18 protein-coding genes and 1 tRNA gene are annotated in these 22,266 nt (G+C 63.4%); 9 read left to right on the plus strand and 10 right to left on the minus strand.

Translation table 11 applies throughout. From position 1 onward, the window contains the following. Positions 1 to 324 precede the first annotated feature (324 nt). The 3 genes from SRAH_RS03160 to mltG are packed head-to-tail and all read right to left on the minus strand — an operon-like array spanning position 325 to position 3,109. Positions 325 to 1,341 carry a DNA polymerase III delta subunit-related protein gene (locus SRAH_RS03160; RefSeq protein WP_029461901.1) on the minus strand — a complete coding sequence of 339 codons (1,017 nt, stop codon included), beginning with the start codon at positions 1,339 to 1,341 and terminating at the stop codon, positions 325 to 327. Beyond that, positions 1,338 to 2,069 carry a dTMP kinase gene (gene tmk, locus SRAH_RS03165; protein WP_232840973.1) on the minus strand — a complete coding sequence of 244 codons (732 nt, stop codon included), beginning with the start codon at positions 2,067 to 2,069 and terminating at the stop codon, positions 1,338 to 1,340. Before tmk ends, SRAH_RS03160 begins: the two co-directional genes overlap by 4 nt. Continuing rightward, positions 2,066 to 3,109: an endolytic transglycosylase MltG gene (gene mltG / locus SRAH_RS03170; protein WP_045476015.1), complete on the minus strand. Its 1,044-nt coding sequence runs from the start codon at positions 3,107 to 3,109 to the stop codon at positions 2,066 to 2,068. The genes tmk and mltG overlap by 4 nt, the downstream gene beginning before the upstream one ends. 72 nt (positions 3,110 to 3,181) lie before the next feature. Here mltG and ygfZ point away from each other — a divergent pair, with 72 nt between their 5' ends. Beyond that, complete coding sequence (gene ygfZ, locus SRAH_RS03175) at positions 3,182 to 4,261, plus strand: CAF17-like 4Fe-4S cluster assembly/insertion protein YgfZ (RefSeq protein ID WP_082210046.1); 1,080 nt, start codon at positions 3,182 to 3,184, stop codon at positions 4,259 to 4,261. 11 nt (positions 4,262 to 4,272) lie between these two features. Next, positions 4,273 to 5,172 (plus strand): NRDE family protein, encoded by a 900-nt coding sequence (locus tag SRAH_RS03180; protein WP_052369065.1) that lies wholly within the window; start codon positions 4,273 to 4,275, stop codon positions 5,170 to 5,172. Here SRAH_RS03180 and SRAH_RS03185 read toward each other — a convergent pair. From SRAH_RS03185 to SRAH_RS03205, 5 genes are all read right to left on the minus strand, one after another. Next, a complete protein-coding gene (locus SRAH_RS03185) occupies positions 5,124 to 5,981 on the minus strand; it encodes a YbgC/FadM family acyl-CoA thioesterase (protein ID WP_029461906.1) in 858 nt (285 codons plus the stop codon). The genes SRAH_RS03180 and SRAH_RS03185 overlap by 49 nt on opposite strands. Positions 5,982 to 6,166: 185 nt before the next feature. Continuing rightward, positions 6,167 to 10,249: a phosphoribosylformylglycinamidine synthase gene (gene purL / locus SRAH_RS03190; protein WP_029461907.1), complete on the minus strand. Its 4,083-nt coding sequence runs from the start codon at positions 10,247 to 10,249 to the stop codon at positions 6,167 to 6,169. Between the two features lie 171 nt (positions 10,250 to 10,420). Then, positions 10,421 to 11,086 (minus strand): sulfur oxidation c-type cytochrome SoxX, encoded by a 666-nt coding sequence (soxX, locus tag SRAH_RS03195; RefSeq protein WP_029461908.1) that lies wholly within the window; start codon positions 11,084 to 11,086, stop codon positions 10,421 to 10,423. Positions 11,087 to 11,101: 15 nt separating this feature from the next. After that, a complete protein-coding gene (gene soxA / locus SRAH_RS03200; protein ID WP_082210047.1) occupies positions 11,102 to 11,932 on the minus strand; it encodes a sulfur oxidation c-type cytochrome SoxA in 831 nt (276 codons plus the stop codon). Between the two features lie 212 nt (positions 11,933 to 12,144). Then, on the minus strand, positions 12,145 to 12,759 hold the full coding sequence (locus tag SRAH_RS03205; protein WP_029461910.1) for an isochorismatase family protein: 615 nt from the start codon (positions 12,757 to 12,759) through the stop codon (positions 12,145 to 12,147). An 84-nt stretch (positions 12,760 to 12,843) separates the two neighbouring features. Between SRAH_RS03205 and SRAH_RS03210 the strand changes: the two genes are divergently transcribed. Further along, positions 12,844 to 13,548 (plus strand): C40 family peptidase, encoded by a 705-nt coding sequence (locus tag SRAH_RS03210; RefSeq protein ID WP_082210048.1) that lies wholly within the window; start codon positions 12,844 to 12,846, stop codon positions 13,546 to 13,548. A 115-nt stretch (positions 13,549 to 13,663) separates the two neighbouring features. Here the strand turns inward: SRAH_RS03210 and SRAH_RS03215 are convergent, their stop codons facing one another. Together SRAH_RS03215 and SRAH_RS03220 are read right to left on the minus strand one after the other, a co-directional pair. Continuing rightward, positions 13,664 to 13,891 (minus strand): HP1242/YdcH family protein, encoded by a 228-nt coding sequence (locus SRAH_RS03215; RefSeq protein ID WP_029461912.1) that lies wholly within the window; start codon positions 13,889 to 13,891, stop codon positions 13,664 to 13,666. Positions 13,892 to 13,965: 74 nt separating this feature from the next. Next, on the minus strand, positions 13,966 to 16,260 hold the full coding sequence (locus SRAH_RS03220) for an arginine/lysine/ornithine decarboxylase (protein ID WP_029461913.1): 2,295 nt from the start codon (positions 16,258 to 16,260) through the stop codon (positions 13,966 to 13,968). Positions 16,261 to 16,392: 132 nt separating this feature from the next. On the opposite strand from SRAH_RS03220, the gene SRAH_RS03225 reads away from it, so the two are divergent. The 6 genes from SRAH_RS03225 (at position 16,393) to SRAH_RS03250 (ending at position 22,165) form a co-directional block, all read left to right on the plus strand. Beyond that, positions 16,393 to 16,854, plus strand: coding sequence for an NfeD family protein (locus SRAH_RS03225; RefSeq protein ID WP_029461914.1), 462 nt, complete (start codon positions 16,393 to 16,395; stop codon positions 16,852 to 16,854). 118 nt (positions 16,855 to 16,972) lie between these two features. Beyond that, on the plus strand, positions 16,973 to 17,893 hold the full coding sequence (locus SRAH_RS03230; protein WP_029461915.1) for an SPFH domain-containing protein: 921 nt from the start codon (positions 16,973 to 16,975) through the stop codon (positions 17,891 to 17,893). A 56-nt stretch (positions 17,894 to 17,949) separates the two neighbouring features. Then, a tRNA-Ser gene (locus tag SRAH_RS03235) sits at positions 17,950 to 18,039 on the plus strand. A 77-nt stretch (positions 18,040 to 18,116) separates the two neighbouring features. Then, complete coding sequence (locus SRAH_RS03240; RefSeq protein ID WP_029461916.1) at positions 18,117 to 19,343, plus strand: tyrosine-type recombinase/integrase; 1,227 nt, start codon at positions 18,117 to 18,119, stop codon at positions 19,341 to 19,343. 212 nt (positions 19,344 to 19,555) lie between these two features. Then, a complete protein-coding gene (mobV, locus tag SRAH_RS03245; protein ID WP_076606972.1) occupies positions 19,556 to 20,638 on the plus strand; it encodes a MobV family relaxase in 1,083 nt (360 codons plus the stop codon). 189 nt (positions 20,639 to 20,827) lie between these two features. Next, positions 20,828 to 22,165: an aspartate aminotransferase family protein gene (locus SRAH_RS03250; RefSeq protein ID WP_029461918.1), complete on the plus strand. Its 1,338-nt coding sequence runs from the start codon at positions 20,828 to 20,830 to the stop codon at positions 22,163 to 22,165. Positions 22,166 to 22,266: the final 101 nt, after the last annotated feature.

The following is a 22,266-nucleotide window of genomic DNA, read 5'->3' on the forward strand; positions in this document are numbered from 1 at the left end:
TCCTCGATTGCGCTGCCGTTTTGGTCGCACCGCGCTCGCCTGTCGCAGGCTCTGGTTCCTCGCCTTGGCCCAGCCCGATCCCTGCCGCCTCCTCGATTGCGCTGCCGTTTTGGTCGCACTGCGCCTGCCTGTCGCAGGCTCTGGTTCCTCGCCTTGGCCCAGCCCGACCCCTGCCGCGTCCTCGATTGCGCTGCCGTTTTGGTCGCACCGCGCTCGCCTGTCGCAGGCTCTGGTTCCTCGCCTTGGCCCAGCCCGACCCCTGCCGCCTCCTCGATTTCGCTGCCGTTCCGGTCTTGCTGCGCTCCGCTCGCCTGTTGCAAGCTGCTATTGCCCTGCCCGGCCTGCGCCGCTGCCTAAGGCCTGGCGCGCGCGCAGCGCCCACGCCTCTTGCAGCAAGGCGGCCTGGAAGGGGTGTTCGAGTGTGCGCGCCGCTTGCTGCAGGTCGCGCTGCCAGGCGCTGAGCGCGGCCAGGGGCGGGGTGGGTGGCAGGTCGGGGGCGGCAAAAAAGCGTGGCTCGGCGGCCACGGCAGCGGCCATGAGGTCGTGGCAGAGTTGTTGCAGCAGCTCCATTTGCAGCGCCAGCGGCCACTCGCGCAAAGGGGCAAAGTCGCCTGCCGCTATCCGCTTGGGCAGGCTGGCCCAGAGGGCGGCATCGAGGCCGCGTGCCAGCCACTGGCGCGCGGCTTCGGGGCGGCCACCGCTGGCGCGCCAGGCGGCCTGCAACTGCGGCAGGGGGGTGCCAGGGGCTGCGGTTTGCGCCAGCCACGGCAGCGCTTCGGCCTCGCTGGGCCAGGCCATTTGCTGCGTCAGGCAGCGGCTGCGGATGGTGGCGGGCAGGGTGTGCGCGGCTTCGGTGCTAAGGATGAAGCGCAGCGCCGCTGGCGGCTCTTCCAGCGTTTTGAGCAGCGCGTTGGCCGATTCGGCGTTGAGCCGGTTGGCGGGGTGGATGAGCACCACTTTGGTGGCCGCGCGCGAGGCGGTGATCTGGCTGAAGGCCAGCGCGGCGCGCACTGGATCAACGCGGATGAACTGGCTCGGCTTGGCTTCTTTCTTGTCGATCTTGTCCTGGGTTTTGGGGTCTAGCGGCCAGCCGAGCTCAATCGCCAGCAGCTCGGGCATGAGCACGAACAAATCCGGGTGCGTGCGCACCCCGATGGCGTGGCAACTGCTGCACACCCCGCAAGCCCCTTGCTCGCCGGGGCGCTCGCACAGCCACGCTTGCGCCAGCGCCAGCGCCAGCTCGTACTGCCCCAAGCCGGGCGGGCCAGCCAGCAGCAGGGCGTGGCTGCGCTGCTGGCGCAAGCTGGCCAACTGGCGCTGCAACCAGGGCGCCAAACTCATGCCGCTGGCCCCAGCAGGCCGCGCCGCTGGCACGCTGCGCGCACCTGCTGCCACACCAGCTCCAGCGGCAAGCTGGCGTCGATGCGCTCGAAGCGCTGCGGGTTTTGGGCGCAGCGCGCGGCGTAGCCGGCCGCGACGCGCTCAAAAAATGCCTGCGGCTCGGCCTCGAACTTGTCGGGTGCGCGCACGCCGGCCAAGCGGGCGGCGGCGGTGGCTGGGGGCAGGTCGAACCAGAGCGTGAGGTCGGGTTGGCGCAGGCCGGGGGTGGATGCACCTGCGCTCGGGCCAGCAAGCTCGGCCCAGTTGGCGTGGGTGGCTGGGCGGGCCTGCACCCACTGCTCCAGCGTCTGCAAAATTTGCAAATCGAAGCTGCGCCCATGGCCCTGGTAGGCAAAGGTGGCGTCGGTAAAGCGGTCGCACAGCAGCACCTGGCCCTGGGCCAGCGCCGGCTCGATGACCGTGAGCAGGTGCTCGCGCCGGGCCGCAAACAGCAGCAGCGCCTCAGTCAGCGCATCCATGGGCTGGGCCAGCAACAGGGCGCGCAGTTGCTCGGCCAAGGGCGTGCCGCCGGGCTCGCGCGTGAGCGTAACCGAGCGGCCGTGGGCGCGCAGGGCCTGGGCCAAGGGTTCGATGTGCGAGGACTTGCCGGCCCCGTCTATGCCTTCGAACGTAACAAAGCAGCCGCTGCGGGCGGGCGGCTGCGGGGGGGCTGCGTCGGGGGGCATCATTGGTTCAGGATGTAGCGCCGGATTGCCACGTTGTGCTCGGCGTAGGTGCGGCTAAAGGCGCTGGAGCCGTCGCCCCGGGCCACGAAGTACATGGCCTGGGTATCGGCCGGTTGCACCGCGGCCAGCAGGGAGGCCATGCCGGGCATGGCAATCGGCGTGGGCGGCAAGCCGGCGCGGGTGTAGGTGTTCCAGGGTGTGTCGGTTTCCAGGTGGATGCGGCGCAAGCGCTCATCGAAGCGGGGGCCCAGGCCATAGACCACGGTCGGGTCGGCCTGCAAGCGCATACCGATGCGCAGCCGGTTATTGAACACGCCCGAAACCATGGGGCGGTCGCTGGCCAAGCCGGTTTCGCGCTCGATGATGCTGGCTAGGATCAGCGCTTCGTCGGGGTTGCGCAGCGGCAGATTGGGCTGGCGCTGCGCCCAGGCCTGGGCCAGTTGCCGCTCCATGGCCTGCGCGGCTTGGCGCAGCAGCGCCGAGGCATAGCCGTTTTTGGGGTAGCTGTAGGTGTCGGGGAAAAACCGCCCTTCGGGGTGCGCGTGTGGCAGGCCCAAGGCCCGCATCAGAGCAGCCGGATCGTCTCCAGCAGGCAGGTCGAAACGCAAATACTCGGCCTGGCGCAGCGCCTGCAGCACCTGGTGGTAAGTCCAGCCTTCGAGCAAGGTGATGCGGCGCAGCGCCTGCTCGCCCTCGACCAGCTTGCGCAGCAACGCACGCGGGCTGGTCTGGGCGTCGATCTCGTAGGTGCCGGCCTGCAGGCGGTGCGCCTGACCAGAGGCGCGAAACCACAAAAACAGCAGCTCGGGCGAGGTTTGCACCCCGCTTTGCACCAGCAGCCGCGCCACCCCGCGCGCCGAGGTGCCGGGCTCGATCACCAGATCGACCACCCCCTGCGCTTGCGGCTCCAAGGGCAGCGGCCGCTGCAGCCACCAAGCAGCCAGCGCGGCCAACAACACGGCACTGGCCAGCACGGCCAGCAGCAACCATTTCAAGGTTCGGAACACGGATTTGCACCTCTGGGACAATCGAGGCCCGATCATAAGTGAGGCACACGCTGGCTGTTCCGCTCCCGCCTCCCCCATTCACCCCTGCGCCCCCCCGTTGTCTGCACTATGAACCCCAATCCCCTGCCCCACCAGGCCCAACCATCCCCTGCCTGCCCCACTGGCCCCGCCACAGCGGCAAACACCGCTGCAGATGCAGCCCATGACGCTGGCACAACGGCGGCCGCGAACCTCGACCCCACCAGCGGCTGGAGCGGCCTAGCCCCCCTGCCCGCCTGGGGCTTGATTGCCGCCGAGGGGCCGGATGCGGCAAGCTTTTTGCACAACCAGTTAAGCAACGACTTTGCCCTGCTGGGCCAGGCCGAAGCGCGGCTGGCGGCGCTGTGCAACGCCAAGGGGCGCATGCTGGCCTCGTTCATCGGCTTCAAACGCGGCCCGGAGCAGGTGCTGCTGCTGTGCGCGCGCGACCTGCTGCCGCAGACCCTGCAACACCTGCAGCGCTTCGTGCTGCGCGCCAAAGTGCGACTGAGCGACGCCTCGCAGCGCTTTGCCCTCTGGGGTGCAGTGGGCGCGGCGGTGCCCGAGGCATTGCCCGCGCCCCCTTGGAGCAAGCTCGACGCCGGGGCGCAAGCCTGGGTGCGGCTGCCATCCGCGGTGGGCTTGGGTCGGGCTGTGTTGTGCGAAGAAACGGCCACTGCTGCGCCGGCTGATGCGCCAACTGCCGCTGCCCACGCCGCCCCCCTACCCCCAGCGCACTGGGACTGGCTGCAGGTGCGCAGCGCCGTGGTGCTGCTGAGCCAGCCGCTGATCGAGCAACTGGTGCCGCAGATGCTCAATTACGAATCGGTGGGGGGGGTCAACTTCAAAAAGGGTTGCTATCCGGGGCAAGAGGTGGTGGCGCGCAGCCAGTTTCGCGGCACCTTGAAGCGGCGCACCTATCTGGCGCATGGCACCGCTGCCGCCACCCATGCCACCCTGCAGGCCGGGCAGCCCGTGTTTCACCCCGGCGACGCCGAACAGCCCTGCGGCGTGGTGGTGCAAGCGGCCGCGCACCCAGTCGGCGGGTTCGATGCCCTGCTGAGCCTGCAGACCAGCGCCGCCGACGGCCAGATGCTGCACCTGGGCGCGCCCGATGGCGCCACCTTGACGCTATTGCCCTTGCCCTACGAGCTGCTGGCCGATGTGTAACTGCGCCTGAAATGTGCCTGATCGCCTTCGCCATCGGCCAGCGCACCGATTGCCCGCTGCTGCTGGCGGCCAACCGCGACGAGTTCTGGGCGCGCCCCACCCTGCCGCTGGCCGCCTGGCCGCTGGAAAACGGCCTCACCGTGTACGCCGGACGCGATCTGCTCGCGGGCGGCACCTGGCTGGGTTTTTCAGCCGCCGGCCGGGTCGCGATGCTCACCAACGTGCGCGACGGCCAGCCCGAGCGCGCGGCGCGCAGCCGTGGCGAGCTGGTGACGCGCTGGCTGGCCGGCCCCGCTGCGGCCCCGGATGTGCCAGCCCTGCTGCAGCAGACCGACCCCAGCGCCTACGGCGGCTTCAACCTGGTGCTGGGCGACTGCCTCAGCGGCCACTGGTGCTGGCTCTCGAACCGGTCGCGCAGCGCAGAGCGCGATGGGCCCGGCGCAGACAGCCCCATCGCCCGCTTGCGGCCCCATGACTTGCCTCCCGGCTGGTGCGGTGCGGCGCTGGCGCCTGGGGTGTATGGCCTGTCCAACGCCGCCCTCGACAGCCCGTGGCCCAAGGTGCGGCAGCTCAAGGCCGCCGTTGCCGCTGCGCTGCAAGACACGCTGCACGGTGAGCGCTGGCAGGACCCGCTGCTGCAGGCCCTGCTCGATCGCCGCCCGGCCCCCGAGGCGCAACTGCCCGCCACCGGGGTGCCGCTGGCGCAAGAAAAGCTGCTCTCCAGCCCCTTTGTGGAGATGCCGCAACACGGCTACGGCACCCGCAGCAGCCTGATCGCGCGCTGGCTGCGCCCCTCGGCGGCCAGCAGCCAGCTCGAACTGCAGGAGTGGACGCACCCGCCCGTGCCGCCGAACCAAAGCACTTACAACCGCCTTTGCATCTCGATGTGGGCAATGCCCACTTCGTCGTAGGGCTGGCCCACAGTCTCAAAACCCAAACGCCGGTAAAAGCCTTGGGCGCTGCGTTGCGCGCTCAGGCGCAGGCAGTGGTCGCCACGGGCTTGCGCCGCCTGCGTGAGCGCGCTCACCAAGTTGCGGCCCACGCCGGTGCCGCGCAGCACCCGGTGCACCGCCATGCGCCCGAGCTTGGCCACACCGGCTTGGGCGGGCAGCAGCCGCGCCGTGGCCACCGGCTGGCCCAGGCGGTTGTAGGCCACCACGTGCAGGCAGTCGGCATCGGCGGCGTCCCATTCGTCCTCGCGCGCAATGCCCTGCTCTTCGACGAACACCGCCGTGCGCACGCGCTGCGCGTCCGGCCCCAGTTCGGCCCAGCCGCCCGTGCGCAGCTCCAGCACCGGCTGACCAGCCTCAAAGCCTTCGATGAGCGCTCGCAAGGCCTGCGGCAAAGGGCGTGGGCGCTGCGTGGCCGGATCGGCAAACACGTACACCAGCTCGCCCACGGCCAAGGGCTGCTCGGCGCGCAAGACGGCCGCGCGCAGCGTCATCGAGCTGTTGCCCAGCCGCTGGCAGGCCAGCGCCACGTCGAGCTGGTCGTCCATGCGCGCCGAGGCATTGAACTCGAGCGTGGTTTTTTTCAGGTAGAGCTCGCCACCGAGCTGCGCCATTGCGTCCTCGTAGGGCAGGCCGAGGGTGCGCCAGTACTCGGACACGCCCAAGTCGAAATACGCCAGATAGTGCGCGTTGAAGACGATTTTTTGCATATCGACTTCGGACCAGCGCACCCGCAATCGGTGCGAAAAACGAAAATCTTGAGGCTTCATGAGTGAATGCGGCCTTGGGTGGTGAAGCCGCCCATTATGTGGCTGCACCCGGTTGCAGACCTGTCGCCTGCGCGCAATGCGGGATTTTTCGTGGCATTCGGTAAAAATCAGAGGCATTGCCCAGCGCGCGGACAGGCAGCAGCCAAAGTTGGCGCAAGGCCCGTGGTGGTTATGCGCAAGCCTCCCTAGCCCACCCAACGCCGCGCATTGCGCCAGATGCGCAACCACGGGCTGGGGCCTTCGAGCGCGCCGCTGTGGCGCGGGTCGGTCCAACTGAGTTGCAGGTTGCGAAACACGCGCTCGGGGTGTGGCATGAGCGCGGTGAAGCGCCCGCAGGCGGTGGTCACGCCGGTGAGGCCGCCCGGGCTGCCGTTGGGGTTGTGGGGGTAGGCCTCGGTGGCCGCACCATGGTGGTTGACAAAGCGCAGCGCCGCAATGGCCTGCTCGGCGTTGCCGCGCTGGCTGAAGTTGGCATAGCCCTCGCCGTGCGCCACCGCAATGGGCAGGCGGCTGCCGGCCATGCCTTGGAAAAACAGGCTGGGGCTGGCTTGCACCTCGACCATCGAGAGCCGGGCCTCGAAGCGCTCCGACTGGTTGCTGGTGAAGCGCGGCCAGGCTTGCGCACCGGGGATGAGATCGGCCAGTTCGGCAAACATCTGGCAGCCGTTGCACACGCCTAGGCCAAAGGTGTCGGGGCGGCCAAAGAAGGCGCTGAACTGCTCGGCCAGCGCCGGGTTGAATGTGATGGAACGCGCCCAGCCTATGCCGGCCCCGAGCGTGTCGCCGTAGCTGAAGCCGCCGCAGGCCACCAAGCCTTTGAAATCTTGCAAGCGCGCGCGGCCGCTTTGCAGATCGCTCATGTGCACATCGTGCGCCTCGAAGCCGGCCAGGTGGAAGGCGTAGGCCATTTCAAGCTGCGAGTTCACGCCCTGCTCGCGCAAAATGGCCACCTTGGGCCGCGCCAGGTTGAGGTAGGGGGCGGCCACATCGTCGGCGGGGTCGAAAGTAAGCGCCAGGTGCAGACCGGGGTCGCCCGGCTGGCCGAGGGCGGCGTGTTCGGCGTCGGCGCAGAGCGGGTTGTCGCGCAGGCGGCAGATTTTCCAGCTCACGCTGTCCCAGACTTGTTGCAGGTCTTGCAGGCTGGAGTCGAACACCTTGCGCGCGTCGCGCCAGATTTGCAAGCGCTGCTCAGGGGCTGCATCGCTTGCGTTGGCGCTGGCGGCACTGGGCCAAGCCGGGCTTTGCACCTTGCCAACGAAGTGGCTGTGCGCGCCCAAGCCGTATGCGCGCAGCACCTGCATCACCTGGCTGCGCTCGGCGCTGCGCACTTGCAGCAGCACGCCGAGTTCTTCGTTGAACAGCGCGCGCAGGCTGCGCTCTTCGCGCCGCGCCGCCACCTGGGCGGCCCAGTTTTTGCTGTCGCCCGCGTCCATGCGGCTGTCGCTCACGCCGTCGCCCTCAACCAGCAGGGCGTCGAGGTTGAGGGCCACGCCCACCTGGCCGGCAAAGGCCATTTCGGCCACCGCCGCCAGCAGGCCGCCGTCGCTGCGGTCGTGGTAGGCCAGCAGCAGGCCTTGGGCGCGCAGGGCGTTGACGGCCTGCACCAGGTTGATCAGGTCTTGCGCCTGGTCGAGGTCGGGCACGGCGTCGCCGCTCTGCTCCAGGCACTGCGCCAGAATCGAGCCGCCTAGGCGCATCTGCCCTTTGCCGAGGTCGATCAGCAGCAAGGCGGTGTCGGGTTCTTGGGTTTGCAGTTGCGGTGTCAGGGTGCCGCGCACATCGGCTAGGGTGGCAAAGGCGCTCACCACCAGGCTCACGGGCGATGTCACCTTGAGGGTTTGGCCCTCGGCGCGCCACTGGGTGCGCATGGAGAGGCTGTCTTTGCCCACCGGAATGCTCACGCCCAGCGCCGGGCACAGCTCCAGCCCCACGGCGCGCACGCTGGCATACAGGTCGGCGTCTTCGCCCGCTTCGCCGCAAGCGGCCATCCAGTTGGCCGAGAGCTTGACGCGCCCGAGCTCGATCGGGGCCGCCAGCAGGTTGGTGATGGCTTCGGCCACCGCCATGCGCGCCGCCGCCGGGGCGTCGAGCGCAGCCAGCGGGCTGCGTTCGCCCATGCTCATGGCCTCACCGGCCACGCCGGCAAAGTCGGCCAAGGTGACGGCGCAGTCGGCCACCGGCACCTGCCACGGGCCCACCATCTGGTCGCGGTGCGTGAGGCCGCCCACGCTGCGGTCGCCGATGGTGATGAGGAAGCGTTTGGAGGCCACCGTGGGGTGGCTGAGCACACCGATCGCGCTGGCTTGCAGTTGCACCTCGGTGAGGTCGAGCCCGGTGCGCGGGCGCGGCACGGTCTGCACATCGCGCCGCATTTTGGGCGGCTTGCCGAGCAGCACGTCCAATGGCATCTGGACTGGTGGTGGTGCCCCCACGCTTGCGCCTAGCGGCGCTGCGCTGCCCCCCGTTCCGCCATCACTGACGACCAGATCGCGCGCCTCGGTCGCCACGCCCACCACGGCAAAGGGGCAGCGCTCGCGTTCGCAAAAAGCTTGGAACTGCGCCAGCGACTCGGGGGCGATGGCCAGCACGTAGCGCTCTTGGCTTTCGTTGCACCAGATTTCTTTGGGCGACAAACCGCTTTCTTCCAGCGGCACGGCGCGCAGATCGAAGCGCGCACCGCGCCCGGCGTCGTTGACCAGCTCGGGGAAGGCGTTGGAAAGGCCGCCCGCGCCCACGTCGTGTATGAACAGAATCGGGTTGTGTGCGCCCAGCGCGGTGCAGTGGTTGATCACCTCCTGCGCGCGGCGCTCCAGTTCCGGGTTGCCGCGCTGCACCGAGTCGAAATCGAGCTCGGCGGCGTTGCTGCCGCTGGCCAGGGAACTGGCGGCGCCGCCACCCATGCCGATGCGCATCCCGGGGCCGCCCAGTTGGATCAAGAGCGAGCCGGGCGCAAACTGCACCTTGTGTGTGAGCGCGGCGTCGATCTGGCCGATGCCACCGGCAATCATGATCGGCTTGTGGTAGCCGCGCCGCACCCCGCCCACCACCTGCTCGTATTCGCGAAAGTAACCCAGCAGATTGGGGCGGCCGAATTCGTTGTTAAAGGCGGCCCCGCCCAGCGGGCCTTCGATCATGATTTGCAAGGGGCTGGCGATGTGCTCGGGCTTGCCCTCGGGCAGGTCGGCCCAACCGCCCCAGAGCTTGGAGACGCTAAAGCCGGTCAGGCCCGCCTTGGGCTTGGCCCCGCGCCCGGTGGCGCCCTCGTCGCGGATTTCGCCGCCGGCGCCGGTGGCGGCCCCGGCAAAGGGCGAGATGGCGGTGGGGTGGTTGTGCGTTTCCACCTTCATCAAAATGTGCTGCTCGGCAGCCTCGGTGGCATAGACCGGCACCGCATCGGGCTGCGCCATGCGCGCCACGAAGCGCTCCAACTGGTGCCCTTGCATCACGGCGGCGTTGTCGGAATAGGCCACGATGGTGTGCTGCGGGTGGCTGCGGTGGGTGTGGCGGATCATGCCAAACAGGCTGTGCGGCTGCGCCTGGCCGTCGATCACAAATTCGGCATTGAAAATTTTGTGGCGGCAGTGCTCGCTGTTGGCCTGCGCAAACATCATCAGCTCCACATCGCTCGGGTTGCGGCCCAGCGCTTGGAAGGCCGCCAGCAGGTAGTCGATTTCGTCTTCGGCCAGCGCCAAGCCCCAGGCCCGGTTGGCCTGCTCCAGTGCGGCGCGGCCCGCGCCGAGCAGATCGACGTGCTCCAGCGGCGCCGGGGCCAGCTCGCTGAACAATTGCTGCGCCGCCTCGCGCGTGGTCAGTGCGCTTTCGGTCATGCGGTCGTGCAGCAGCGCCGCCACTTGTTGCCACTGGGCTGGGCTCAGGCTGGCGGGGGCGCGGCCAAACAGGCCGCTGCGCAGTTGCAGGCGGTATTCGGTGCAGCGCTCGACGCGGCGCACAGCAAAACCGCAGTTGCGCGCAATGTCGGTGGCCTTGGAGGCCCAGGGCGATACGGTGCCTAGGCGCGGCGTGACCACGACCAGCACGCTGTCGCGCTCGCTGGGCTGGGCTGGGCTGGGTGGGCCGTAGCTGAGCAGCGCCTGCCAGGCCTGCCCCTGCGCCGCAGTCAGGGGCTCGTCCGTGGCCACCCAATGCAGGTAGCGCGCCGATACGCCCACGATGGCATCCGATACGGCTTGCAGGCGTGGCAGGAGTTGTTGGGCGCGAAAACGGCTGAGGGCGTCGCCGCCCTCGATCGGGGTCAGGTGTGGGGTCACGGTGTGGGCCAAAAAGAGGATGCTTGGGCTGATTTTACCGGCCCCCAGTCGTGCCGAGTCCAGACACGCGCTGCAGCCCCAAAACGGTTTCCGGCTTCCTCCAACAGCCCCGCACAGGCCGACCAAGCGCCCTTGCACCGGGTCTGTACGGGCACGAGACCCCCGCAAGGTTTAGTTGGCCACCTCGCGGTTCACCGGCGACTCCGGGTCGAGCAACAAAGCCATGACATGGCGCATCTGGTCTTGAGTCAGGATGCCCTTGTGCCCGGCGCGCGGCATCTGGGAGCAAGCGTTGTAGGCGCGCGGGTTGGACAGCTTGCCCCAAGTGTATTCCACGATCGGACGCGCCTCGGGGCTGTTGGGGTCGGTGACGCCGCGCAAGCGGCCGTAGTTGAGCAGGCTGGGCCCCAAGGTGCCGAACGAAATTTCTGCCTTGGTGATCTGGTGGCAGTTGAAGCAGTTGCCACCACTGGCGGCCGTCGCGACATCGGTCCAAGTCAGGCCGCGACCACTTTGCGCAATCAGTTCGCCTTCGCGCCAGTCACCCAGAAAACGTCCGTCGGCTGGGGGCACGATGGTTTTCATCTGCGCGGCCTGAATCGCTTGAGCGGTTTTGTCGTCGAGTTGCTGGCCGGCCACTTCGGCCTGCGCACACAAGTCATTGGCCTGATCGGGGTTAAGCCTATCCATGGTGGCAATGCCACGCGCCACAAATGAATTTTTCATCATTTCCTGCGCCATGCGGTCGTAATCGGCCGCGGTGGGCTGAACCGAGCAAGAGGGCAAGGCCAGCAGAACAAAAGGGGCGCTCAAGGCCAAGAGCAGGGATTTATTCATGGTCTATGGCTCCAATTAGCGTTTGATGGTGGGAATGGCGGACGCAGCCCCTTTGGCATTGACTCCCATATAGACGCTCAGCGCAATCGTGACATCGCTGGCAAATTTGGGTTCGGGCCAGCGCATTTGCCTGAAACAGTCGTGCAGGCGGTGCTGCATGCTCCACATCTGCCCGTTTGACACCCGGTACGCCGGCCAAGCAGCAAAGCCGACTCCGTCGCCGGGGTTGCCCGTTAGGTTGGGCAGCTCTTGCAGCCGTATGCGTTTGCCATCCACGCCGTGACAGGTGGCGCAGGAGAAATCGTGCGTGCCAGCGCGCCAGAAAAAGGCACGCTTGCCCAGTTCGTACATGGTGCGTTCGGCCTGGTGCGCTTGCGGCACATTGAAGCGCATGCCTTTGGATTCGGATGCCACCCAAGTCGCCATCGCCACCACGTTGGCGGTCTCACCGCGCAGATAACCGCGAGAACTCACCTCGCGGTCTGTGTCAATACCCTGCAGGGTTTGCATGCAAGTGAGGATGCGGCTTTCCAAATCTTGCACCCGCCCGGTATCGGCAAAGAAGCGCGGCAACTCGACAAAAGCCCCCTTGATGACGCCGGGCCCTTTGCCCAAGTCGCAACGCTCCAGCGAGGCATTGCGGGGGCCGCGCGCGGTGCGCCACAACTCTTCGCCTTTCATCATATACAGCTCGGCGGGATTGCCGTCGGCCAGCATTTCGCGGTATTCGGCGATGCCGTCTTGGATGCTCGGAGCCGGGGCTTGCGCCTGCGCCAGCGCAAAACCGGCCACACCCAAAGCCGCAACTGCACCCAAGGCAGCCGCCATTCGAATTCTATTTTTCATCTGCATGTCTCCTGTTTGTCGTGAAAATTTCACGTTCTCCTGCTACGCAGTTGGAGCTTAGCGGCTCCAGCAGAGCGGCGCCATTGGTGGAAACACCAAATGCAGATATGCTTATAACATTATTGAGTGGCGGGTTATTGCCTGCGGAGCCTCTTTTAGGAGGTGGGGCAAAGTCCGGCCCGCCTAGCAGCCACAAAAAAGCAACAATGGGCTCACTTGACGAGCGCCAGCACCTCGCGAAACTGCGGGTGCTCGCAGTGCTGCAGCCACTCGAACAGCACCATTTCGCTTGTCACCAGCTCGACGCCGTTGTTGGCCAAGCGGTCGAAGGCGGCGTCGCGGTCGCGCTCGCGCCGCGAGCCACAGGCGTCGGTCACCACCCAAACCTCAAACTCCTGCTCCAGCAGGCCGAGCGCGCTTTGCAGCAGGCACACATGGGTTTCGCAGCCGGCGATGAGCACGGTTTGGCGCTCGGGCTCGGGCGCGGCGGCGGGTTTTTGCAGGTGCTTGGGCAGGCTGCGCGCGTTGCCCGCCGGTTTGGGCGCCGGCCGCGCGGGCGGGCGCAGCGCATCCAGCAGGCCCGATTCGCAGGCGCTGAAATGCATTTTGCTGAAGGTTTGCTGGCACAATGCGCTCAACTCGGGTGCGTTGGGCCCTAGGCGGCTGGGGTTTTGCTCTGTGCCCCAGACCGGCACACCCAGCAAGCGGGCGGCACGCGCCAGCAGCACGGCACGCGCCAGCACCTCGTCGGCGTGGCCGATCACCGGCATCAGCTTGGCCTGGTAGTCCACCAGCACCAGTTGGCAATCATCAAGGTCGAGCAGCATGGTAACGGTCTCCGTCAGCGGATTACTTCAAATTTGGATCACAAGCCATTGACAGCACGAAGTTTTGCTTATATTCTGCAAGCCATGAGCCGAATCAACGCGTGCAACACCCTTCGTGCCCAGGCGGTGTGTCGTCTGGCCACCGTGGCCGTGTGGGCTGCCCTGATTGTGCCCGCACCGGCTCACGCCACCGATGCCTTGGCCGATTTTTTGCAGCAACAGGGTTTGGCAACCCCTGCCAGCGCCCCCTTCGATCCCGCAGCGCCTGCCGCCGACCTGCATGATCCCAACGCCGTACCTAAGGCGGTGGCGCCCCAAGCGGCTGCCAGTGCAGACCGCCCCGAACGGCCCTTGCACTCCAGCTTGGTGGTGCATGCGCTGGGTTTTCTGGGGGTGCCCTATCAGCTTGGCGGCAACAATGCCGAAGAAGGCTTCGATTGCAGCGGCTTCGTGCAGGCGGCGTTTCGCCAGGTGATGGGCTTGCAACTGCCGCGCATCTCGCGCGAGCAGGCCCGCGCCACTGCCCCGATTGAGCGCAGCGAGCTGGCACCCGGTGATCTGGTGTTTTTCAACACCCTGGGGCGGCGCTACAGCCACGTGGGCATCTACATCGGCGAGAGCCGCTTCGTGCATTCGCCGCGCAGCGGCGCGCGCATCCGCATCGAGCGCATGGACCTGCGCTACTGGACCACGCGCTTCAACGGCGCGCGCCGGGTGGCGGCCGATGCAGCCACGACGGCCCGCACGCCCGCTGCGCCCTTGCAGGCCGAGCGGCTGGCGCAGCGCTAAGCGCGCAGCGCACCCACCCCCACCCCCAATGCGCCCCTGCGCCACCCGCGCATAAAAAAACCGCCCGCAGGCGGTTTTCTGGCACGGGTGGTCAGGCGGTTATGGCCTGACCAGATCAGGCGGTGCGGGCGGCGTCGGCCATCTTGAGCACCACGTACAGCTCGTCTTTGAGGCGCAGCTTTTCTTTTTTCAGCGTTTCAATCTGATCGTGGCTGCCGGACGTGATGCCAGCTTCCATGTTCTTGATGGTGTGATCGAGTTCGTTGTGCTTCTCGAACAGGCGGCTGAAGTGGTGGTCGCTCACTTTGAGCTCGGAGATCAAATCGCGGTACTCAGGAAACATGCTTACTCCTTATCGTTGAAAAATGCTTGACTGGGCCACGCGGTCGCAGCTTCAGCGTCTACTGTAACCCAGAGTCAGGGCGCTTTGACGCAGTCGGCAAAGTAGGCGTTGCGCCCGTCTGCGCCCTGCTCCACCACCAGGCCGTGGATGTCGGTCTCGAAGCCGGGGCACTGCAAGGCGAAGTCGCGCGCAAACTTGAGGTAATCTACGATGCGGCGGTTGAACACCTCGCCCGGTATCAGCAGCGGAATGCCGGGCGGGTACGGGGTGATGAGCGCGGTGGTGATGCGCCCTTCCAGCGCATCGATCGGCACCCGCTCGGTGCGGCGGCGGGCGATCTGGGCAAAGGCGTCGCTGGGCTTCATGGCCGGGGTCAGGTCGCTCAGGTACATCTCGGTGGTCAGGCGCGCGATGTCGGACTTGGCGTAGAGCTCGTGCACCATTTGGCACAGGTCGCGCAGCCCCATTTTTTCGTAGCGGCGCTGCTTTTGGCAGAACTCGGGCATGGTGCGCCACAGCGGGTGGTTGCGGTCGTAGTCGTCCTTGAACTGCTGCAAGGCGGTGAGCAGGGTGTTCCAGCGGCCCTTGGTGATGCCGATGGTGAACATGATGAAAAAGCTGTAGAGGCCGGTTTTTTCTACCACCACGCCGTGCTCGGCCAGGTATTTGGTGACGATGCTGGCCGGAATGCCGCTGGCGGCAAAGTCGCCCTTCATGTTCAGCCCCGGCGTGAGCAAGGTGGCCTTGATCGGGTCCAGCATATTGAAGCCCGGCGCCATGTCGCCAAAGCCGTGCCAGGCGTCGCCACCGCGCAGCAGCGGCTGGCCATCGGGGGTGGTGCGCTGCAAAATCCAGTCGTGGGCGCGGCCCACGCCCTCTTCGGCCAGCGCCTCGGGGCCCCAGACCTGGAACCACCACTCGTCGTCGCCAAACTCGGCATCGACCTTGCGCATGGCGCGCCGGAAATCGAGCGCCTCGGCAATGCTTTCTTCCACCAGCGCGGTGCCACCGGGCGGCTCCATCATGGCGGCGGCCACGTCGCAACTGGCAATGATGCTGTACTGCGGGCTGGTGCTGGTGTGCATCAGGTAGGCCTCGTTGAACAGGTGCCGGTCCAGCGGCGTGCTCTGCGAGTCTTGCACCAGCACGTGGCTGGCTTGGCTGATGCCCGCCAGCAGCTTGTGAATGCTCTGGGTGGAATAGACCACCGAATGCTGCGGCCGCCCGCGCTTGCGCCCCATGGCGTGGAAGGTGCCGTAAAAGGGGTGAAAGGCCGCGTGCGGCAGCCAGGCTTCGTCAAAGTGCAGGTTGTCCACGTAGCCGTCGAGCATCTGCTTGATGACTTCGGTGTTGTAGAGCACGCCGTCGTAGGTGGACTGCGTGAGCGTGAGGATGCGCGGCTTGACCGCCTGCGCATCGACCCCGGTCAGCAGCGGGTGCGCTTCGATTTTGGCGCGGATCGCGTCGGGCTCGAACTCGCTTTGCGGAATCGGGCCGATGATGCCCCAGTGGTTGCGCGTGGGTTTGAGGAACACCGGAATCGATCCGGTCATGATGATGCTGTGCAGCACCGACTTGTGGCAGTTGCGGTCCACCAGCACCACATCGCCCGGTGCCACGGTGTGGTGCCAGACCATCTTGTTGCTGGTGCTGGTGCCGTTGGTGACGAAAAAGCAGTGGTCGGCGTTGAAAATGCGCGCCGCGTTGCGCTCGCTCTCGCCAATGGCGCCGTTGTGGTCCAGCAACTGCCCGAGCTCTTCGACCGAGTTGCAGACGTCGGCGCGCAGCATGTTTTCGCCAAAGAACTGGTGAAACATTTGCCCCACGGGCGACTTGAGAAACGCCACCCCGCCCGAGTGGCCGGGGCAGTGCCAACTGTAGGAGCCGTTTTCGGCGTAGTCGAGCAGCGCCTTGAAAAAGGGCGGCTGGATGCCCTCTAGGTAGCTTTTGGCCTCGCGGATGAGGTGGCGCGCCACGAACTCGGGCGTGTCCTCAAACATGTGGATGAAGCCGTGCAGCTCGCGCAAAATGGCGTTGGGCAGGTGTCGGCTGGTCTTGGTTTCGCCGTAGATGTAGATCGGCACATCGGCATTTTTGCGCCGCACCTCGTCGATGAAGTGGCGCAGATTGAGCACCGCCGGGTCCAGGTCTGGGCCGGGGGTGAATTCCTCGTCGTCGATCGACAAAATAAAGGCGCTGGCGCGGCTTTGCTGCTGCGCAAACTGCGACAAGTCGCCGTAGCTGGTGACGCCGACGACCTCGAAGCCCTCGCTCTCGATGGCTTGCGCCAGCGCACGAATGCCCAGACCCGAGGTGTTTTCGGAGCGAAAGTCTTCGTCGATGATGACGATGGGAAAGCGAAATTTCATAGCCCGCTAGTGTAGTGAGGGATTGTGAAAATCCGCTGCCTTGTGGGCGCCTGGGCCAGCAGATTTTTTTGGCACGCAAGCCCTGCTTGCGTTATGCTGCAAGTCACACATCCACTGCAACCAAGGACGGGCATGACCGATTGGACCATTTGGTGGCTGCTTGCGGGCGCTGCCGTGGTGCTGGAACTCTTGACCGGCACCTTCTTTTTGCTCATGCTGGCCGTGGGCTTGGTCGCCGGTGCGCTGGCGGCGCACGCGGGCCTAGACCTCACCGGCCAATTGCTCAGCGCCGCTGCGGTGGGTGGCGGTGCGGTGGCGCTCTGGCAGCGCTGGCGCGTGCGCCATCCGGCGCAGCCACAAGCGGGGCACAACCCAGACATCAACCTCGACATCGGCCAGTCGCTCACGGTCGAGCACTGGCGCGCAGACGGCACGGCGCAGGTGCGCTACCGCGGCGCCGACTGGGCGGTGCAGTTGCAGGGCGACCCGGCCAGTGCCCGGCCCGGGCGTCACACCATCGTCGCTTTGCAGGGCAATACTTTGCTGCTTAGCCCCAGCGCGGCTGCGCCGCACAGCGAGCACCGCAGCGAATAGCCAGCGAGTAGCGCGCAGCCGACACACATCCCTTGCCCATTCCGGTGTGGCCCTTGCCGTGATGGCTGTGGCGGCGCTGAGTGGGGCCTGAAACCGCTTTTTTTGAGAGGAAATCTCCATGGAATTCATCGCCCTGGCACTGGTCATCGTGGCCATCGTGTTCGTCATCCGCTCCATTCAGGTGGTGCCGCAGCAAAACGCCTGGGTCAAGGAGCGCCTGGGCAAGTACGCCGGCACACTCGGGCCGGGGCTGAACTTTCTGGTGCCCTTTGTGGACCGGGTGGCCTACAAGCACAGCCTAAAGGAAATCCCGATGGATGTGCCCGAGCAGATCTGCATCACCCGCGACAACACCCAGCTCAAGGTCGATGGGATTTTGTACTTCCAAGTCACCGACGCCATGCGCGCCAGCTACGGCTCCTCCAACTTCATGATGGGCATCACGCAACTGGCGCAAACCACGCTGCGCAGCATCATCGGCCGCATGGAGCTCGACAAAACCTTCGAAGAGCGCGACATGATCAACGCCCAGGTGGTCACCGCCGTCGATGAGGCGGCGCTGAACTGGGGCGTGAAGGTGCTGCGCTACGAGATCAAGGACCTGACCCCGCCGGCCGAAATCCTGCGCTCGATGCAGGCCCAGATCACCGCCGAGCGCGAAAAACGCGCCCTCATTGCCGCCTCCGAAGGGCGCAAGCAAGAGCAGATCAACATCGCCAACGGCGAGCGCGAAGCCTCCATCGCCCGCTCCGAGGGCGAACGCCAGGCCGCCATCAACCTGGCCCAAGGCCAAGCCTCCGCCATTCTGGCCGTGGCCGAAGCCTCGGCGCAAGCCATCGAGCGCATCGCGCGCGCCATCCGCACCGAAGGCGGCGAGGCGGCGGTGCAGCTAAAAGTGGCCGAAAAAGCCGTTGAGGCCTACGCCAAGGTGGCCGCCGAGTCCAACACCACGCTGATCGTGCCCTCGAATATGAGCGAAGTCAGCACGCTGATTGGTTCCGCGATGCAGATGGTGCGCACGCTCAAGCCGGGGGCATGAAAGCCGGGCCGCGGCCCGTGCGTCTGCTGCGGCCAGTGTAGAATCTATGGCTACCCGGAGAGATGGATGAGCGGTTTAAGTCGCACGCCTGGAAAGCGTGTGTGGGCTAACCCCCACCGCGGGTTCGAATCCCGCTCTCTCCGCCAAAACCAGAAAAGCCTTGTAAGTCAATCACTTACAAGGCTTTTTGCCTTGAGGGTGGTAGCAAAAATGGTAGCAAACCATGCTTGCACTACCCGTTTACCTGCGAGGCAAGACCTACTACCTACACACAAGGATAGGTGGCCAGCAGTTCAAAAGGTCGTTGAGGACTGCTTCCAGAGAGGTGGCTATCATCAAGGCAAGCAAGATTTTGGAGGCTGTGATGATCAGAAAGTTTGAGATTGACATAGGCAAAGGCATCTTCAAGGCAAATGATGAAAATGACTTCCAGCGCATGCTGACAACTCTGCAATTTGTAGAGAGGCTGGGGGTCAGGAAACCATCAAGCTCTGCCGAGGAACCCTTGAAAGGGGCTTGCTCGGAGAGGTCGGGCCTTCGGCTTGGGGATGTTCTAGACAAGCTCTTTTTACTGAAAAAGAACCTGAGCACCGCAACGGTGCAATCTTACAAGAGCACGATTACAGACTTTTCTGGATTTTTGAAAAACCCATTTATCACTGATATTGGCAAAGGTGACGTTTCACGCTATCAAGAAAAACTAGCCAAAGAGGGCAATTCAATCAGAACCATTGACAACAAGATTGCAACAATCAGAACAGTTTTCTATTTTTCAATAAAACAAGGCTACTACTTCAACGAGAACCCGGCTCAAAACAGGACCCTTCAAAGCAAGAAAGACAAGATAAAAAATGGATATTCGATATTTACAGAGGAAGAAATAAAGCAGTTCTTCGGGTCTGAAACTTTCAAGACCGAGAAGGAAAAAGACGCTGATTACTACTGGGCTGTATTGATTGCTTTGCTGACAGGGTGCAGAATTTCAGAAGTGACAGGCATTCAAGCCAAAGAGATTCAAAAGAAAGATGGGTTTTGGGTTTTCAAGGTGATGCAAAGTAAAACTTTAGCAGGAGTTAGAGAGGTTCCAGTAAGTGCCGATATATTAGATGGGCTTGGTTTAGAAGAATTTCTAAAGGGTAAAACTTCAGCCTTTAAATATATGCAAAGGGATGGCAAGGGGACAGGCAATGCTGTGGGTAAGAAGTTTTCCAGGCACTTGGAGGAATTAAAAATCAGCAGAGAAAAGCTGGTTTTCCATTCGTTGAGAAAATTTACTAACGATTTTTTTATGAGAAATGGGGTTTCCCTGGAGGCTCGAAGTCAATACATTGGGCACGAGGTGGACAATGTAAACATCAACTTCTACACAGGCAAGCAAAGCATAGAAGCTCTATTCAAGCAAGTAGAAAGCCAGCAATTAAAGCTCGCTAAATTGGCAGCGTTTATTTAGGCAGCCACAGGCTATAAAACAAAAGGCACCTATTAGGGTGCTTTTTTGTTTTTGGTTCCAAGGGGTTTACCCCTTGGCTCACACAAACCTAGATTAGCGTAGCGGTCTAGGTTTGTATAGTGAGTGATACAAAGCTATTTGTATCAGTTGACTACGAGATAAATTCCGATACTATTTAATGTGAGAGCAGTAAATAGAAGGAGGCATCTCATATGTCAAATAATATATTAAGAACAGCAAAAGTCAAGACAAGAGCGCAAATCACAGCAAGTGCAGAGCACAACTTCAGGTTAAGATATCAGCACAACATCGACAAGACCAGATCGCATCTGAATATGGTTCTTGTAAATGATCTGGGAGCCGACTTGACCAAGGCACAGGACTTGCAGGAAAAGCTGACCGAATACTATAAAAAGCTCGGCGTGAAGGAGAGAAAGGACAGTGTGCTGATGATGGAGTTTGTAGTATCAGCCTCTCCTGATTTTTTCAAAGGGAAAAAATTAGGGGAGGTCAAAGAGTGGGCTGACAAACAAACCAATTTTTTCAGGAAAAAATTTGGAGATCAGCTACAAATGGGAGTGCTTCATCTTGACGAAAAGACGCCTCACATTCACTTCATGATTTCAACAGAGTTAAAAAGCATCAAGCAGTATAAAAACAGGTATGGGGTCAAAGAGGTTGAAAACTGGTCTTTGAATGCAAGAAGATATGACAGGCAGTTTTTAGTTGACTTACACACAGAACACGCTAAACACAATATAGAATTAGGACTCAAGAGAGGGGTTAGGGGCAGTATGAGGGAGCATAAATCATTAAAAGAATTCTACAGTGTGGTTAATAGAGCATTAAACACTGACTACTCAAAAAAGATTGAGGACACCATCACAGGGCTTGAAACCAATTTTTTAAGCAGCAAGGTGTCTATTGAAGAGATCAGGGAGAAGTTTGCTCCTGTCATTAATGGGTTGCTGAAACAGAACAAGGCGCTGAAAGAAAAATATCTGTTTGATTTTCAGCAATGGGCTGAAAAACTCGGCAAGGAGCAAGAGAGGCTATCAGAGAAGGAGAGGAAGCTAAAAGAGATTGAGGACAATCTAAAAGCGAGGAGAGATGTTTACAAAGATGCAATCAATAGGGCTACGAATGATAGCCAGCTTATTGAGGAACTGATGGTTGAGAATACCGACTTAAAAGCAGAAGTCAGAAAGTTGACACCTGAAAAGGAAGAGATTTTTTCAATAAAATCATCGTCACGGGCAAGGAAAAAATTCACCCCCTTTATGAAGAGGCAATGAGGGGTTGTTTGTGGTATCATCCTTGGTAAGAGATTTTTCATCAACTCGCTACTCAACCCTTTGATCCTTCAAGGTTTTTTTGTTTTTTGAGAGGGTCCCGCTCTCTCCGCCAAACCTTAAAAACCTTTGCAGGCAAAGCGCTTACAAGGGTTTTTTCTTTGGTGACTGCAAGAAAGCCGATCAAACGCTATGCCTGTTACCCGCATCCTGCACCGCCAGTTGCAGCACCTGCCGCCGCGCGCGGTGAGCGGGCTTGGGGCTTGGATCACCGACGAGCAAGGGCGGCGCTACCTCGACGCCTCGGGCGGTGCAGCCGTTTCCTGCCTGGGGCACGGGCACCCCGAGGTGCTGCATGCCATGCACCAGCAAATCGACCGCCTAGCCTACGCCCACACCAGTTTTTTTACCACCGAAGTGGCCGAGCAACTGGCCGACCACTTGGTGGCCCACGCCCCCGAGGGCATGAGCCACGCCTATTTCGTCAGTGGCGGCTCTGAGGCGGTGGAAGCGGCCCTGAAGCTGGCGCGGCAGTATTTTGTGGAAATCGGGCAGCCGCAGCGGCGCCACTTCATCGCCCGGCGCCAGAGCTACCACGGCAACACCTTGGGGGCTTTGGCGGTGGGCGGCAACGCGTGGCGCCGGGCCCAGTTTCGCCCGCTGCTGATCGAAGTCGAGCACGTAGCGCCCTGCTACCCCTATCGCGGTTGCGCCCCGGATGAGTCGCCCGAGCAGTACGGGCAACGCTTGCTGCGCGAGCTCGAAGCCGCCATCGAGCGCCTGGGTGGTGAAAACGTAATCGCCTTTGTGGCTGAAACGGTCGGGGGGGCCACGGCGGGGGTGCTGACTCCGGTGCCAGGCTACTTCAAGGGTGTGCGCGAGTTGTGCGACCGGCACGGCATTTTGCTCATTCTCGACGAAGTGATGTGCGGCATGGGCCGCACCGGCACCCTGCACGCCTGCGAGCAAGAAGGCATCAGCCCCGATCTGCTCACCCTAGCCAAAGGTCTGGGGGGCGGCTACCAGCCCATCGGCGCGGTGCTGGCGCAGCGGCATATCGTGGCGGCCTTGTCGGCAGGCAGCGGGCTGTTTCAGCACGGCCACACCTATCTGGGGCACGCGGTGGCCTGCGCGGCCGCGCTGGCAGTGCAGCAGGTCATTGAGCGCGAACACTTGCTGCACGCCGTGCGCCTGCGTGGCCAGCAGTTGCAGCAGGAATTGCAAGCCACTTTTGCTCTGCACCCGCACGTGGGCGATATCCGAGGCCGCGGGCTGTTCTGGGGCTTGGAACTGGTGCGCGAGCGCCGCACCAAGCAGTGGTTTGATCCGACGCTGCGCCTGCATGCGCGCATCAAGCAAGCCGCCATGGCGCAGGGCCTGATGGTCTATCCCATGGGGGGCACGGTCGATGGCCAGGTGGGCGACCACATCCTGCTGGCCCCGCCCTACATCGTTAACGAAGCCGAGGTCACGCAGATCGTGCAGCGGCTGCGCGCCGCGCTGGATACCGCCTTGCTTGAAATTTGCTAGGCTGTTTTGCAATTTTTTCTGCTTGCCCTTGGAAAACCATGAGCTCGAGGGTGTGCGAGCTGTGTTACAAACTGTCACCCGCCCGTCACGAATGGGCGCGT

It is taken from the genome of Serpentinimonas barnesii, assembly GCF_000696225.1.
Lineage (GTDB): Bacteria > Pseudomonadota > Gammaproteobacteria > Burkholderiales > Burkholderiaceae_C > Serpentinimonas > Serpentinimonas barnesii.

Excerpts from the sequence above, each read along its gene's own strand:
- SRAH_RS03215 (WP_029461912.1), bottom strand. The coding sequence starts at position 13,891 with ATGTTTCCTGAGTACCGCGATTTGATCTCCGAGCTCAAAGTGAGCGAC.
- soxA (WP_082210047.1), bottom strand. The coding sequence starts at position 11,932 with ATGAAAAATAGAATTCGAATGGCGGCTGCCTTGGGTGCAGTTGCGGCT.
- soxX (WP_029461908.1), bottom strand. The coding sequence starts at position 11,086 with ATGAATAAATCCCTGCTCTTGGCCTTGAGCGCCCCTTTTGTTCTGCTG.
- SRAH_RS03240 (WP_029461916.1), top strand. The coding sequence starts at position 18,117 with ATGCTTGCACTACCCGTTTACCTGCGAGGCAAGACCTACTACCTACAC.
- mltG (WP_045476015.1), bottom strand. The coding sequence starts at position 3,109 with ATGATCGGGCCTCGATTGTCCCAGAGGTGCAAATCCGTGTTCCGAACC.
- SRAH_RS03210 (WP_082210048.1), top strand. The coding sequence starts at position 12,844 with ATGAGCCGAATCAACGCGTGCAACACCCTTCGTGCCCAGGCGGTGTGT.
- tmk (WP_232840973.1), bottom strand. The coding sequence starts at position 2,069 with ATGATGCCCCCCGACGCAGCCCCCCCGCAGCCGCCCGCCCGCAGCGGC.
- SRAH_RS03225 (WP_029461914.1), top strand. The coding sequence starts at position 16,393 with ATGACCGATTGGACCATTTGGTGGCTGCTTGCGGGCGCTGCCGTGGTG.
- SRAH_RS03180 (WP_052369065.1), top strand. The coding sequence starts at position 4,273 with ATGTGCCTGATCGCCTTCGCCATCGGCCAGCGCACCGATTGCCCGCTG.
- SRAH_RS03160 (WP_029461901.1), bottom strand. The coding sequence starts at position 1,341 with ATGAGTTTGGCGCCCTGGTTGCAGCGCCAGTTGGCCAGCTTGCGCCAG.
- SRAH_RS03220 (WP_029461913.1), bottom strand. The coding sequence starts at position 16,260 with ATGAAATTTCGCTTTCCCATCGTCATCATCGACGAAGACTTTCGCTCC.
- SRAH_RS03230 (WP_029461915.1), top strand. The coding sequence starts at position 16,973 with ATGGAATTCATCGCCCTGGCACTGGTCATCGTGGCCATCGTGTTCGTC.
- SRAH_RS03185 (WP_029461906.1), bottom strand. The coding sequence starts at position 5,981 with ATGAAGCCTCAAGATTTTCGTTTTTCGCACCGATTGCGGGTGCGCTGG.
- ygfZ (WP_082210046.1), top strand. The coding sequence starts at position 3,182 with ATGAACCCCAATCCCCTGCCCCACCAGGCCCAACCATCCCCTGCCTGC.
- SRAH_RS03205 (WP_029461910.1), bottom strand. The coding sequence starts at position 12,759 with ATGCTGCTCGACCTTGATGATTGCCAACTGGTGCTGGTGGACTACCAG.
- SRAH_RS03250 (WP_029461918.1), top strand. The coding sequence starts at position 20,828 with ATGCCTGTTACCCGCATCCTGCACCGCCAGTTGCAGCACCTGCCGCCG.
- mobV (WP_076606972.1), top strand. The coding sequence starts at position 19,556 with ATGTCAAATAATATATTAAGAACAGCAAAAGTCAAGACAAGAGCGCAA.